The sequence below is a fragment of the Burkholderia sp. YHN3-13 genome (assembly GCF_055810675.1).
In genome coordinates this window covers 1-13,660 of the sequence record NZ_JBVVNQ010000041.1, presented here as the reverse complement: position 1 = coordinate 13,660, position 13,660 = coordinate 1, and the positions used below count along the sequence as shown (strand labels likewise).

Below are 13,660 nucleotides of genomic sequence, written 5' to 3'. Positions count from 1 at the left end.
GGGCGCCGGTTCAGGTCGGCGATCAGTTTGCCGATCGCCTTGTTCAGCTCGGCCAGACTGTAGAAGCGGTGGTTGCGCAGCCGAGCGAGGATCCAGCGCTCGACGATCTGTACACCGACATCGCCCTTCGCCTTGTCCCGCGGCTTGCGCAGCCGTGCCGGCAACATGGCGGTCGCGTAGTGGTTCACGAAGTCCTGCGTGGTGTTGCCTAGCACCGGCTCGTAACGATCGGCCTTGGCGATCAATGCCTTGGGGTTGCGAGCACCAGCAGCTCGGGAACACCGCCGTAGAATTCCAACGCATCGATCAGGCTGCCGATCCAGTCGGGCATGGTCCCGGAACGCGTCGCACATGCATAGGTGTAGTTCGAGGCGCCGAGGACGGCCACGAACACGTGGGCCTTGAACGCGACGCCGCCGTCGCGGTCGAGGATCGGCACGGTTTGCCCGGCGAAGTCGGCGAACAGCTTCTCGCCGGCGCGGTGTTGCTGACGCATCGAGCGCTTCAGCGCTGCAGCCCAGTCCTTGTACCGCTGGCAGAACTGCGTATAGCGGTAGGTGCGTTGGCCTGGGTGGGCCTCGACGTACTCCTCCCAGAGCAGCTGCAGCGTCACGCCCTTGCGGCGCAGGTCGCGGTGCATCGCTGCGTAATCCGGTTCGGTCCGCCGGGGCGGGCCAGCGGTTTCCTCCGGCAGGTCCAACCTGATCTCGAGCTCGTCGTCGGCGAGCGGTTCGACGGCAGCCCAGTCGAGGCCGGCCGCGCTCGCGCGTGCGGCGTATGCCGAGATGGCGCCGACGCTGATGCCGATCGCGCGGCTGATCTGGCGGTGCGACAGGCCGCACGCCCACTTCAACCGCAATACTCCCTTCAGTTTGCGCATGCTCATCCGATGTGCCGGCATCAACCTATCCCCTAAAAAGAGACAAGGCTAACGCCCGTCGTTGATCACATGAGCAACACCACCGCCGAGCCGGACCGACGATCGCGTTTCGGTCGCGTGATCAGCTGTTTCGGTTCGCTGATCACTCCTTCCGCGAACGTGATCACCCGTTTCGGCAAGATGATCGCGTTTCGGAAACCGGTGATCAGCGATCATGTATGAACGCGTCCCGTTTGCACAAGTTTTCGGGTGTTCAGACTGCGACAGGATGGGTTGCAGCTATGTATTCCGCCTTGTTGCAGCCGATACGTCCGCTGCGGGCCCCGATGAAATCCGCTGACTTGCTCCTCATTACCTTCACGAGCTTGAGGCTCAGTGAACGCTCCAGGTTGAGCAAGTCCCGGTCCTAACTGTCTTGTCATCTCACACGATTGCCAACGCAACCTTTCGACGTCCACCCTGTTAAACGTTAATCTTCCGAGCCGTGCGGCCGCCTAGACCGGCCGCACGCTCGCGTGATCTTTCTTGTACGGTCGGCCGTGAGCGAGCACCGCCCAGATCGTCCGCGCCATCTTGTTCGCCAACGCGACCACTACCACATTAGACGGTCGCCCCTTTTTCATACCCTCTACCCAAGGGCCGGGCTCCTTCGCATGCGCCAAGACGGACCGAGCGCCATGAATCAGCAACGTGCGCAAATACGTATCGCCACGCGTCGATATCCCGTGCAGGTTCACCTTACCGCCAGTGCCAGTCTGCTTTGGCACCAGTCCCGTCCACGCCGCGAACTCGCGTCCCGATTTGAACGCTTTCGGATCGCCCATCATCGCGACAACTGCAGTCGCCGTCAGCAAGCCGACGCCCGGAATCTCAATAACCGCTTGTACCGCCTTGTCATCTTTCGTCCACGCTTGTAGCCGTCGCTCGATCGTCGCAATTTCTTCGTCCAACTTCTCCACTCGCGCCCACTGCTCGCGCAACGTATCGATCAGTACCTTCGGTAGTCGAGTTTCGACACGTGCGAGTGCGTCGGGAATAACCTTGACCATCGCGGCCCGGCCTTTGCCCATCAACTCGCCGAACTCGGCCAGCATCCCGCGCAAGCCGTTGATCTGCATTGTTCGGAATTGCACCAATTGCTCACGCTAACGATGCGTCATCAGCACTGCTTGCTGCATTTCACTTTTGATCGCCACCGCCTTGCGCGGTTGCTGGACCACCAACCAGATCGCCTGCGCGTCCATCGCATCGTTTTTGTTGCCGACGTTGAATGCCTTCACGAACCTGGCCGGCATCAACTTGACCTCGTGACCAACCTGCATCAGTTGCCTTGCCCAGTGATGGGCGCTAACGCACGCTTCCATGCCGATCCGGAACGGCGCACGATTCGCGAAATACTCGAGAAGCTGCACCCGCTTGATCTGCCGGCTTACGATCTCGCCGGTTTCCGGGTCAATGTAATGCAATTGAATGACGCTCTTTGCAATGTCGAGTCCAACAGGCGTAGCATTCACTTTGGGTCCTCCGGTTGCCGGGAAATGCGTGCATTTTCCACCCGGGCACATCGATGCCGTTGGCCCGTGAGGATCCACCTTCCTTTGCTCCTGCGTTCACGGGTGGGACGCGTTCATTCCATTACCTTCGACCGAAACGGCCGATCGCCATCAATCGGAACCACTGGTCACGTTCAACCGAAATCGCTGATCACGTTCGCCGAAATACGCACGCCCGCCACCTGAGTCCGTACCGGCGAACAGGTAGTTCCGCCGCTCGATCGCCGCTCCGCGCAACGCGCTCAACTGGCAGGTTATCGATTTCCAGATGCCCGTCGCCACAGTAGCGCGTAAGCGCTTCCCACCGGTTCAGCGCATAGAGAATCACCCGACTCGTGTCGGATTCACGCGAGAGCGTTTCCAGCGTGGTACTCAGCCACGCATGGAGCTGATCGAGCAAGGGACTGCTATGTGTTTGCCGGTACGCCTGTCGCTCATCGGGCGGCTTGCCCCGGAACGCTTCCTCGATCTTGTACAACGCGCCGATGCACTCCAGCGCCTCGGTGTTCAAGGCATTCGGCCGCGCGGCATGCAGTTCATAGAACTGTCGCCGAGCATATGCCCAGCAGGCCGCTTCGGCTACCCGCCCGATTTCGTAAATCGCTTGGTATCGCCATAGGCATCGGCCTGCAGCGTGTCGCTGAACAATCCGAGATGCTGCTGCGGAGGGACGCCCTTACGGTCGGCCGCGCAGGTTTCGCCCGATTCCGACCAGTACGTCAGGATCTCGCGTGGCAGTTGCTCGGGAGCGGTTTGCGCGGCGCTTGTTCCGGTGCGGTACGCGGCGTCTTCGGAATCTCGATGGTGGCGGCGCCTTTCGGCCTCGAGCTCTTCCAGTCGCAACTCGAGAAGCTCGATCTGACGGTCGAGCTTCTCGGAGCCCCGGCCGAACTGCATGCGGCGCAGTTTCGCGATCAGCAATTTCAGATGCTCGATCTCGGCCTTGGCGGTGGGGTTCACCGCCTTGTGCGATTCGACGACGTCTTCCAGATGCCCAATGCGAGCATCGCGCTCAAGCAGCATGGCCTTGAGCGCTTCGACGTCGTCCGGATAGGCGTTTGCCGTGGTCATGCCGGTAGTCTAGGCGGCAGCCGACAGGCTTACAACGCCGATGTCGGCTCCGTCGTGCGGACTCACAGCCTTTACGCACGGAAACTGAAGTTAGGCAGGCCTAACGTCGTGCGGCAAGCGGAGCGGGATCAGAGCGCCGAGGTTCGGCGACCGAAGGCCGAGCTCAAACGCGTGACCGAGGAACGCGACATTCTAAAAAAGCCGCGGTAGGTTCAACCGATCGTGGCAACACCTGGGACCGCGGCATGGAGCTGGCGAACCACAAAGGCTTCACGAACGCCACGGACGTGAAGGTCTATTTCTGCGACCCGCGAAGTCCTTGGCAAAGTGGTACCAACGAAAACACGAACCGACTCCTGCGTCAGTACTTGCCCCACGGTACGCCACTTGATCAATACTCGCAGGCGGGATTGAACAAGATCGCAGCGCGGCTCAACGAAAGGCCCAGAAAGACATTGGGCTTCATGTCCCCGGCCGATAAGCTATGCGAGGCTGTTGCAGCGACTCATTGAACCTACCGCCGCGTACTTAGCAAAGGGATAGCGGCAAGGTATCCGGCTGAATCCTCCATGCGACGGCGCCGCTGGTACTCGGCAAATGTGAGTATTGTTGAATTGTGGCCAAGCCTGAGCGGATTCATAATCAATTTACCTTATTTTATCTCGATAAAAAGTTAAATAATCCGCTTTCTTAACCACGGCTGCAAATCGCAGTTTTAGTTTATGTTTGCAAAATGCACATTCACAACGCCCGAAGAAATCACCCCCCCCACGAGGCATCTCGACGGCAGTTGCCAAAAGTCAGTTCAAATCCTTCGTAAGCGGACTATTTATTATTTTTTCTGCGATTTGTTAGCACTGGGGCAACGAGAGCCCATTGAGGAAAGTGCCGATCATTGACGACAAGCTATGGAAACTGATCAATCCGTTGCTGCCTATCGTGAAGCCTCGCGTGAGGAGCGATCCGGGGTGTCCGCGTGTTTCCGATCCCGCGGCACTCAACTGCAGCCTCTTCGCATTCATGCACCGGAATCGCTTGCCAATACGGCTGGGGGGCGACCTACTGGCGGCGACTGGGCGACCGGCAAAATGCTGGCTCGTGGGATTGGCCGTACGAGTTGCGCTTTACAGACTGCGTGCAATGGGCCAGATCTACCTCCCATACCAAGCGGCCGACTTATCGCCAGTGCGCGCTGTTGGGACGGGCGAAAAACTAGTCCGAACCGCATGAATCTTGCGCATCCAACCTCCAGGCACCAAATCCTAGTATACGTCGACGACGTTCCCGTCGGCGCGATTCCAACCCGCGCCAATGTCGGCGATGTTGCTAAGCTGCCGCCTATCGACGCGATTCCCCAAATTCGAGGCATACGCGGCCGACTGCTTTATAAAACGGTATCATCTATGCTGATCGTGCCTACGACTCCAAGCGATCCTGTCCCGGGCTGCCCGAACGTGGCATCAGGCCTGTGATTGCAGGCGTCGCATTGACATTGCAGCGGCTTGGCCAAATACCGCTGGGTCGTTAAATGCACGCATGCCTGGCTGCGTCACTTCCGTCACCCCCGCATCCGGTTCGAGCGCCGTGCTGATATTCACGGCGGGTTCATCAAACTCGCCTGCTGTTTGATCTATTGAAATACCTTGCAGCGAACTTGCTGCCTTTATAAAACCATCCATAATAATGAGTAACATTCGAATTCACTTGCGTTAAATGTTGCTGGGGAACGTGTTTGAAGTTTGTTAACTTCGGCGAATCGCATATGCCGAAGTTGTCCATGAAGTGCATGGTTGTACTGACTGAAGCCGAGGAGCCGGCCTTGCAGCAGTTGTCGACCGATCACCCGTACCAGGAAAGCCGCAAACGGGCGGTCGCCTTGCCACTGGTGGCACCGGCGCGCGGCAAGCTTCGCCCGATAGCCGTCGGGGCGAAACTCGGGGTGAGCGGTCAGTCGATCTGCTACTCGGTCCACACGTGGCGCGAAAAGGGGTATACGCTTGCTATTGAAAACTGGCCATAAGGGCGGGCGGCCCTGCGCGTTGAGCGACGAGATGATAGTCGCGATAGTACGCGTGGCCTTGGTCGAGCCGTTGACGCGCGCGCAGATCGTCCAACGCCTCGAGGCTGATTTTGATCCGTTACCGTTCGGGCATCTCGGTACGCTGAGCGCGGCGTTCAAACGGAAAAACTTCTCGTTTAGGCGCAACCGTCGGTCGCTCAAAAAAAGCGGCTGGAGGCACTGGCTGTGAAACAAGTCACGCTCGACAAACTACCGCAAGCCGCGCGCGAGATCGCGATTCGCCTGCTCTACCTGGACGAGGCAAGCTTTTGCGGATCGTCGTCGGTTCAGCGTAGCTGGCCACCAGTAGGCTTGCCTCACGCGACCAACGGAACACGCACTGCCGACATAGTGCTATGGGCACCGTCGAACACAGCGCGAATAGGCATGATTCATCCCCCCCTCCCCGCAGCATCAAAGACTCGAACGTCGTGCACTTCATCAACGATCTGTTCGACGTGGACGATGGCCCTCCGACCGTTATTGTCCTGGATAACACCGGCATCCATTACGGCATCGACGAAGCGACATGGGATAGGTGGATAATCGATCACAAAGCTGTCCTGTTCCGCCTGCCCGCCTATAGTCCCGGCACAAAAAAGATCGAGATCGTCTGGCGGCAACTGAAATTCCGATGGCGGCGACTCCTCACCTGGACCAAGGAAACCATCGACGCTGACCTCGCTAAGCTACCGGCCCGGCATGGAACTAAATTCAAAACCAGATTATCGTGAAACATAATGCTTGTGTTTGCATCGAAATTGCAAGAAAATCCATGAAAAAGATCTACGTGAACAATTGGTTGTCGAAATTGACAATGTTGTGTTTTTTTCTGGCAATGAGTTGCCCAGCCTTTTCCCAGGCGAGAAGGTTTTATCGAGTTGATTTTCGCCCGCCGTCCGTGATATTTAACTCCGGATTTGCATCCTGGGGAGGCGACGATTTTTTGCTTCGTCACTTGTCCGGGCAAAGCTTAAGAAATCACACATCCGCATTTATATCAATGACCGATAATCTTGGGACGGCACAAAGCATTGCATATGGAGACTATTATCTGAACCCATCCAGTCAAAATCAAAATATATATATATACGAGATAATTTCAGATAACAATATGTATAGCGCGGATATATATTTGCAAAATTTGCAATATAATCAAAACAACCAAAATTTAAGCGAAGCGGCGATCGCCACAAGAAGGTTTATTGCTCGTTTGAATGAATGGGATGCTTTGAATTCAATTCCTGCAGCACACATTATTTCCGCGCGAAGCTATCAATACATTCGAGGAACAAACATTCAAGCAGCTCACATCGAGCACATTTCCACTGAAACCAATCTAGCCGCAGATCTTTCCAGTGGAAATCCTCCCAGTCAAACTGTATATCCTCCATATGGATCCGCGCCTCGACAATCTCTTGTGAATAGTATTTTGGGTGGTTTTTTCAGAAGTTTTGTACTCCCTCTGGGCTGGTGTGTATCGGCAAGTCAATACTCGCGAGGTAAATTTTCAGGGCGGGCGGCATCTTACAATGGGTCACCAAATTGGATGCCAAAAACCGCAGAGAATTTTTCGGTGCGACCGAATTCTATTGATGGAAATGATGCCAGTGATGATTTTTATTTATGCGGTGATTTGTTGTCGCTAGATATTTCACGCGTCAAAAAAAGCATGGACGTCCCGGCATTTGTTAATTACATTTTGCTTTAGAGATAAATTTAAAATCTTCTTGATTTTTTAACTTTGTTTATTTTTAATTAAATTGAATTAGATGTCAAAATACGGAGATAAATTAATGAATAAATTTTCATATAAAGGCTGGATAAATTTTTCAATAAAATATATTTTCCCGATCTTTTGTTTGTTTGCCTCATGGGCGTGCCATGCCGATTGGACTTGCCCATCCGGCTTCGGCCCCCACGTTTTAGATGGGGTTGGCTATAACATTTCTCATTATCAACCCAGGGTGCATTTTTCGGATCAACCAGCAAATAGTTGGTCATATTTAGCATATTCTTCTGGATTGAATACTGATTACGGAAAAGCAATTCTTTCTGTCGCGCTTACGGCGTATTCAACTGGCGCTCGTGTTATGGTCGTCTGCAATGGTACTAGCATAGATAGTCTATATATTTCAGATGCAGGAGGAATGCCGCCAAACTGATCGTTCGAGTAAAGAAAATTTGAAGGTATCGTGGGGATGAAGCTCGAACGCGTACGAGCTTCGATTCGGCCCTGCATGTACTGTACCAGCATCTTCCAGGCCGCAGCGCCGAGTCGGCCGATCGATCGCGGCCTGCCAGGCTCGGCGCTGCTTGCGCACATCGTGGCTTCGAGGCTCATGTATCACTTGCCGCTTTACTGGCGTAAGAGACGGTTTCAAAAAAGACGCGTAGCTGGACTGCCCAGAGCACACTAGATGAACCGCACCGGATTTTGTGGAGGCTCGAACTCTTGAGAGAATCGAGCCATGAACAAGAAGCCAAGCAAGTTTTCCCCAGAAGTCCGGGAGCGCGCAGTGCGTCTAGTACGCGAGCAGCGTAGCGAGCACCCGTCGATGTGGGCAGCGGTCGAATCGATTGCACCGATGATCGGCTGCACACCGCAGACGCTGCTGGATTGGGTTAAGCGCGACGAGGTCGACCGTGGAGAGCGCGATGGCGTGAGTACGGCCGCGTGAACGCATCAAAGCCCTGGAGCGCGAGGTCAAGGAACTGCGCCGGACCAACGAGATTCTCAAACTGGCTAGCGCATTTTTCGCCCAGGCGGAGCTCGACCGCCGTTTCAAGTCCTGAAGGCCTTCATTGATCAGCATCGCGACACCTTCGGGGTCGAGCCGATCTGCAAGGTCTTGCGGATTGCCCCGTCGGGCTACCGGCGCCATGCAGCACAACTTCGCGATCCGTCGAAACGCTGCGCCCGCGCGAAACGCGATGAGCTTTTGCAACCGGAGATCAAGCGTGTCTGGCAGGCCAACATGCAGGTCTATGGCGTGCCGAAGGTCTGGAAGCAGATGAACCGGGAAGGTATTGCGGTGGCACGCTGCACGGTCGAACGGTTGATGAAGCTGCAGGGCTTGCGTGGCGCAGTTCGCGGTAAGCGTGTTCGCACAACGATTGCCGATGTGAGCGCGCCGCGCCCGCTGGACCGAGTCAACCGGCAGTTCAAGGCTGACCGACCGAATCAGCTCTGGGTGTCGGATTTTACGTATGTCTCGACATGGCAAGGCTGGCTGTACGTGGCATTCGTGATCGACGTGTTCGCCCGCCGTATTGTTGGCTGGCGCGTCAGCTCGTCGATGACCACGGACTTTGTTCTGGATGCACTTGAACAAGCGCTGTATGCCCGCCAACCGGACGAGGACGGGACTTTGATTCATCATTCCGACAGAGGTTCCCAAGGCGGATTCAACTGGTCGTCGCAACATCTCAAGATTGGAGGTGTTGAATGGGACGACCACTGGGATGGGGCTCGGAACAAACGGGAAGGCCCGTCATGCGATCACCTGGCAGACCGGGTGTCAATCAACTCGATTCGAAGCGAGCATTCTTGAAGTGCATTGCACAAGGTATGGAGACCGAGGCCGCAGCGCTGGCGTGTAACGTATCGCAACCGTTGGGGCCGCGATGGTTTCGTGAAGCGGGCGGCATGGCGCCGATCGACCTGGCGCCACACTCTGGGCGTTATCTGTCATTTTCGGAGCGCGAGGAGATCGCACTTCTGTGGGCGCATGATTGCAGTGTTCGTGAGATTTCGCGAAGGCTGCAACGGTCGCCGTCAACGATTTCACGCGAGCTACGCCGTAATGCAGCGACCCGCGGTGGTACTCTGGTGTATCGGGCAACGGTTGCCCAATGGAAAGCTGAACGCGCGGCCGAGCGTCCGAAGGCTTCGAAACTGGCAGAGAACGACCGGTTGAGGACATATGTGCAGGATCGCCTGGCTGGAACGGTCACTGACTTTCGGGGCAAGCCGATTCCCGGACCGAACGTTCCGTGGAAAGGACGAAGACAAGGACGTCGTGCGGACCGTCGCTGGGGCACTTGCTGGAGTCCGGAGCAAATCAGTCGACGAATTCAGATTGACTATCCCGATGATCAATCTATGCGGATCTCCCGCGAAGCCATCTATCAGGCACTCTACATTCAAGGCCGGGGCGCTTTGCGACGAGAGTTCACTGCTTGCCTGCGTTCGGGACGCGCACTTCGCGTGCCGCGGGCCAGGACGCAACAGCGCGGAAAGCACTTCGTCACTCCGGAGGTTATGATCAGTGAACGCCCTGCAGAAATTGCTGATCGTGCTGTTCCAGGGCATTTGGAAGGCGACCTGATCATTGGCCTTAAACGCTCGGCGATTGGCACTCTGGTTGAGCGCACCACCCGGTTCACGATGCTGCTGCATCTTCCTCCAATGGAGGGCCATGGAGTCGGGGTGCGTGCCAAGAACGGGCCTGCGCTGGCAGGTCACGGGGCAGAGGCTGTTCGCAACGCTATCGCGACAAAGATCGCGCTACTACCCGAGCATTTGCGCCGATCATTGACATGGGATCAAGGCGCAGAGATGGCCCAGCATGTACAGCTACGAATCGACACGGCCCTGGAAATCTACTTCTGTGATCCCCAGAGTCCATGGCAACGCGGGACGAATGAAAACACGAACGGCCTACTGCGACAGTACTTTCCGAAAGGCACAGACATGAGTCGATATACCGAGCGAGAACTCGACGCGGTCGCGGACACACTGAACTGTCGACCACGTAAAACGCTCGGATGGAAGACGCCAGCGGAAGCATTCCACGAACTGTTATCCGCAACATAACGATGGGTGTTGCGACGACTCCTTGAACCTAAGCAATATGTCAGCATTCGCTACAGCGAACGGCTGGCCGAGGCCGGCATCGAGCCGTCGGTCGGCAGCCGGGGCGACAGCTACGACAATGCGCTGGCCGAAACGATCAACGGCCTGTACAAGACGGAACTGATTCATCGGCGCGCCCCCCTGGAAAACGAGAGAATCCGTCGAACTGGCAACGCTGGAATGGGTCGCCTGGTACAACCATCATCGGCTGATGGAGCCGCTCGGCTATATCCCGCCTGCCGAAGCTGAGGCAAACTACTACAGGCAACTCAGAAATGCCGCTAACGTGTCCGCATTAACTTAAACCAACCAGCCTCCACGATTCCCGGCGCGGTTCACGTTTTCGTCGATGCTTTGGGTAACGACCATGTGAGATCCGTCCACCTCAGTGTCGTAGCGATCATCGAATCGCTCGCTGACGGCCATCCCGATTCCCTATCAGTTAGGAGCTCGTGGCTCTTCCCGGGGAGCCGATAGTAAACGGAGAGTTAAGGCGGTCACGAGAAATATGATGCCCACTACCACCTGCTGATCCAGCGAGAGTCCCAACGCCGCGATAAATGCCATATGCGCGACTAATCCAGATGCGAACAGCAAGCAACCGGTGAGCGATAGAGCCATAAAAACAATGTTGATTCCCATGCCGTTTCCCCTATGCGTTCGGACGCGGCGTTTCAGCCGCCTCGCGAATCCGGCGATCGGCATCACGCGGAGTGCCGGGTGCCGCTGCCCGATGCCACCACTCTATCACTGCGGCTGCATTGGCCGCGGAGCGCGCAGCGATCGCGTCGCGAACTTCGTCCGCAACCTCATCCGCATGCATTGGCACGCGTTCGGCTCTCGGGTTCGAGTGATGGATTTACCGAGGAAATGCCGTGCCCTGAAGCTTCCTCACCGCGACGTACGACTCTTCCAGACGCCATATCCACTCAAGGCTACAAGTATAAGGCCTGCGGCGCGCCAAAAATCGCTGCGTCCTCCACAAAACAGGGCAACCGCAGCGAGCAAACCAATCGCAGACGTCCACTTGTTCCACTTCGATCGTCCGTCAGTCCAGTCGCGAAAGGTATTCATCGTTGTCCTTTTTCAAGTTCCATTTTTTATAGCTCAATCTGACATTGGGTCACATGTGTTGCAGTAATTGAGTAACTGCGGGCCGGTTACCGGTGGGTGAGCGGTGCTAGCTGCGCAATTCGGGTCGGTGGAATCAGGTCAAGAGGAATTCGGCGACGCCTGCCGCTGCCGTTCCGACGGCGATACCAAAAGCGCACACTGCGAACAGTTCGCACATTTTCCGCTGAAGAATTGCTCGACGAATTAAATCCTTATCGGCGACACCGGGTGCAATGAAGTACGCGGTACCCCATTCCTCGTCGACGGAGGTACGCACTGTGCCGTTTTCAAGCGCCTCTGCCAATGCAGAGGGCATTGGGAAATAGGATGCAAGGATCCATCGAATGGTCTTCACTGGTGCTCTCCGATTCGCGCCATCATTTCCCCTCGATGTCGTCAGCCTGGGCGATCGAGATACTTCCGCCCGGGTGTCCCGCTTCCCATTGCTTCGCGAGTTCAGCAAATACAGTCTTACCGCTGCCGATTTGACCAATCACGAGGGTATGGCCCACTTCGCTTGTGTGGGTAATGAACCGATACGGCTGGGTCTCGTCGGCCACCATTTTCTCCTTCCTTCGTTTTCCTTGAATAACATCCGTGCCGGCGTGGGATCGCGGTGACTTACATGATCCAAAAGTATGAGGCAGCCAAGAGGCCGAGTGCCACGCTGATGGTCGCACCAGCGATCAAGACGAGCCGATCGCCTTCCTTCAGTGAACCGTTTTCGTTCGAAACGGTTACGATGAACATCGTCGCGATGAGGTAGGCAACAGTAAGCGTCAGAAAGGCCGCGATACCGTTCTTCGGCACCGGGTGCCCCAGTGCGGAACCGATTGAGAACATGAGAATCATTGTCGAAATCGGGAGTGTGAGCACGATCAAACGCGTCGCGCCACCGACCTTCGCACTGCCCATGGACTCACAAACTCTATCGATCATAGTGGTGCTGGCTGACATTCCCGGTCTCTCATTAAATGGAATCGGATTGGAACAACGCGATCGTAGTGCATTCACGCCCGCCCGCTTCCCCAAAAGCTGTATGAAATTGGCGGTCTTTTGGGGATTGCGAAAAACCCGCCTGTCATAGTAGCGACGGGGTGCTCGTGCCGAACTCAAGGGGCCGGATTGCCCATCAGGTCCTATATCGGCATTTCCAGCCGCGACTTGAGAGGCCCGGCAGTTGAGTTGATCATCACGTGTTGTGCCGCGTTAGAGGTGGCCTCACTCGTTCGGACAGGTTTCTGAGATTTTTAAGTGGAACGTCCGAGGCAATCATGCTGCCGATTTGATCGCAGGCAGCGTCGCGAAGTATGCCTCATCAGGCGTCTGATCCGCCAGGCTCGAATGGGGCCGTTTCCGGTTGTACAGCTCGATGTAGTCGCCGATGGAGCGCCGGGCATGGCTGACCGACTCGTAGGCCCGCAGGTAAATCTCTTCGTACTTGATGCTGCGCCACACCCGTTCGACGAACACGTTGTCACGCCAAGCCCCTTTGCCGTCCATCGACAGCCGCACGCCTCGACCCAGTACGGCCTCGGTGAACGCGCCCGCCGTGAACTGGCTGCCTTGATCGGTGTTCACGATGTCGGGCAGCCCGTAGCGGGCGAACGCTTCTTCCAGTGCCTCGACGGCATGCGTGGCTTCCAGCGTGATGGCAACCCGGTGCGCGAGAATCTTGCGGCTCGCCCAGTCCACCACCGCCGTCAGGTACACGAAGCCTCGCGCCATCGGAATGTAGGTCGTGTCGATGGCGAACATCTGGTTGGCCCGCGCGATCTTCATGCCGCGCAGCAAGTACGGCCAGATCTTGTGCTGCGCGTTGCGGCGGCTTGTGTTCGGCTTGCAGTACAGCGCCTCCACGCCCATGCGCTTCATCAACGTGCGTACGCGACGGCGGCCGACTTCATGGCCCTCCCGACGCAACAGGCGCGCCAGCATCCGTGCCCCGGCAAACGGGAACTCCATGTGCAGTTCGTCGATTCGCCGCATCAACAACAAATCGGTTTCGCTGACTGTCACGGATCGCCGTTATGGAGCCAATCCGTGATCGGCGTAATGAGGCCACTTGATGATCGCCGTTATGAGGCCAGTCCGTGATCGGCGTAATGGAGCCAGTCCAGGATCGG

General features: G+C 56.6%; 10 protein-coding genes, 10 pseudogenes and 1 other annotated feature. Of the genes and pseudogenes, 12 read left to right on the top strand and 8 right to left on the bottom strand.

The window, feature by feature from the left end:
- The 4 genes and pseudogenes from istA to AC0KUR_RS37170 form a co-directional block, all read right to left on the bottom strand.
- Positions 1–901: pseudogene (gene istA / locus AC0KUR_RS37185) on the bottom strand (IS21 family transposase); the annotation flags it as partial.
- Between the two features lie 473 nt (positions 902–1,374).
- Positions 1,375–2,394, bottom strand: a pseudogene (locus AC0KUR_RS37180) (IS110 family RNA-guided transposase).
- Between the two features lie 190 nt (positions 2,395–2,584).
- A complete protein-coding gene (locus AC0KUR_RS37175; protein ID WP_473377329.1) occupies positions 2,585–3,025 on the bottom strand; it encodes an IS66 family transposase in 441 nt (146 codons plus the stop codon).
- A complete protein-coding gene (locus AC0KUR_RS37170) occupies positions 3,013–3,504 on the bottom strand; it encodes a transposase domain-containing protein (protein WP_473377328.1) in 492 nt (163 codons plus the stop codon). The genes AC0KUR_RS37175 and AC0KUR_RS37170 overlap by 13 nt, the downstream gene beginning before the upstream one ends.
- A gap of 54 nt (positions 3,505–3,558) precedes the next feature.
- Here AC0KUR_RS37170 and AC0KUR_RS37165 point away from each other — a divergent pair.
- The 12 genes and pseudogenes from AC0KUR_RS37165 to AC0KUR_RS37110 form a co-directional block, all read left to right on the top strand.
- Positions 3,559–3,711: pseudogene (locus AC0KUR_RS37165) on the top strand (IS3 family transposase); the annotation flags it as partial.
- Positions 3,712–3,734: 23 nt separating this feature from the next.
- A pseudogene (locus AC0KUR_RS37160) lies at positions 3,735–4,016 on the top strand (IS30 family transposase); the annotation flags it as partial.
- 364 nt (positions 4,017–4,380) lie between these two features.
- A pseudogene (locus AC0KUR_RS37155) lies at positions 4,381–5,141 on the top strand (transposase family protein).
- A 95-nt stretch (positions 5,142–5,236) separates the two neighbouring features.
- On the top strand, positions 5,237–5,524 hold the full coding sequence (locus AC0KUR_RS37150; protein ID WP_473377327.1) for a hypothetical protein: 288 nt from the start codon (positions 5,237–5,239) through the stop codon (positions 5,522–5,524).
- A gap of 19 nt (positions 5,525–5,543) precedes the next feature.
- The gene (locus tag AC0KUR_RS37145) at positions 5,544–5,753 is read left to right on the top strand and encodes a hypothetical protein (protein ID WP_226159345.1); all 210 of its coding nucleotides are present in this window, start codon (positions 5,544–5,546) and stop codon (positions 5,751–5,753) included.
- Positions 5,754–5,919: 166 nt separating this feature from the next.
- A complete protein-coding gene (locus AC0KUR_RS37140; RefSeq protein WP_226159346.1) occupies positions 5,920–6,297 on the top strand; it encodes a transposase in 378 nt (125 codons plus the stop codon).
- A 41-nt stretch (positions 6,298–6,338) separates the two neighbouring features.
- Positions 6,339–7,274, top strand: coding sequence for a hypothetical protein (locus tag AC0KUR_RS37135; RefSeq protein ID WP_473377326.1), 936 nt, complete (start codon positions 6,339–6,341; stop codon positions 7,272–7,274).
- A gap of 85 nt (positions 7,275–7,359) precedes the next feature.
- On the top strand, positions 7,360–7,728 hold the full coding sequence (locus AC0KUR_RS37130; protein WP_226159348.1) for a hypothetical protein: 369 nt from the start codon (positions 7,360–7,362) through the stop codon (positions 7,726–7,728).
- Positions 7,729–7,758: 30 nt separating this feature from the next.
- Positions 7,759–7,926 (top strand): annotated as a pseudogene (locus tag AC0KUR_RS37125) (IS66 family transposase); the annotation flags it as partial.
- 108 nt (positions 7,927–8,034) lie between these two features.
- Positions 8,035–9,012: pseudogene (locus AC0KUR_RS37120) on the top strand (IS3 family transposase); the annotation flags it as partial.
- Positions 8,314–8,430: a sequence feature (AL1L pseudoknot), on the top strand. (Overlaps the previous pseudogene by 117 nt.)
- Positions 9,012–10,408: pseudogene (locus AC0KUR_RS37115) on the top strand (IS30 family transposase). The pseudogenes AC0KUR_RS37120 and AC0KUR_RS37115, both read left to right, overlap by 1 nt.
- Before the next feature lie 7 nt (positions 10,409–10,415).
- Positions 10,416–10,725, top strand: a pseudogene (locus AC0KUR_RS37110) (integrase core domain-containing protein); the annotation flags it as partial.
- Positions 10,726–11,628: 903 nt separating this feature from the next.
- Here AC0KUR_RS37110 and AC0KUR_RS37105 read toward each other — a convergent pair.
- From AC0KUR_RS37105 to AC0KUR_RS37090, 4 genes and pseudogenes are all read right to left on the bottom strand, one after another.
- Positions 11,629–11,889: a hypothetical protein gene (locus AC0KUR_RS37105; RefSeq protein WP_473377325.1), complete on the bottom strand. Its 261-nt coding sequence runs from the start codon at positions 11,887–11,889 to the stop codon at positions 11,629–11,631.
- 22 nt (positions 11,890–11,911) lie between these two features.
- Entirely contained in the window at positions 11,912–12,094 is a 183-nt protein-coding gene (locus AC0KUR_RS37100; protein WP_473377324.1) for a hypothetical protein, read from the bottom strand.
- A 61-nt stretch (positions 12,095–12,155) separates the two neighbouring features.
- Positions 12,156–12,491, bottom strand: coding sequence for a hypothetical protein (locus AC0KUR_RS37095; protein WP_473377323.1), 336 nt, complete (start codon positions 12,489–12,491; stop codon positions 12,156–12,158).
- A 315-nt stretch (positions 12,492–12,806) separates the two neighbouring features.
- Positions 12,807–13,547, bottom strand: a pseudogene (locus AC0KUR_RS37090) (IS3 family transposase); the annotation flags it as partial.
- Positions 13,548–13,660: the final 113 nt, after the last annotated feature.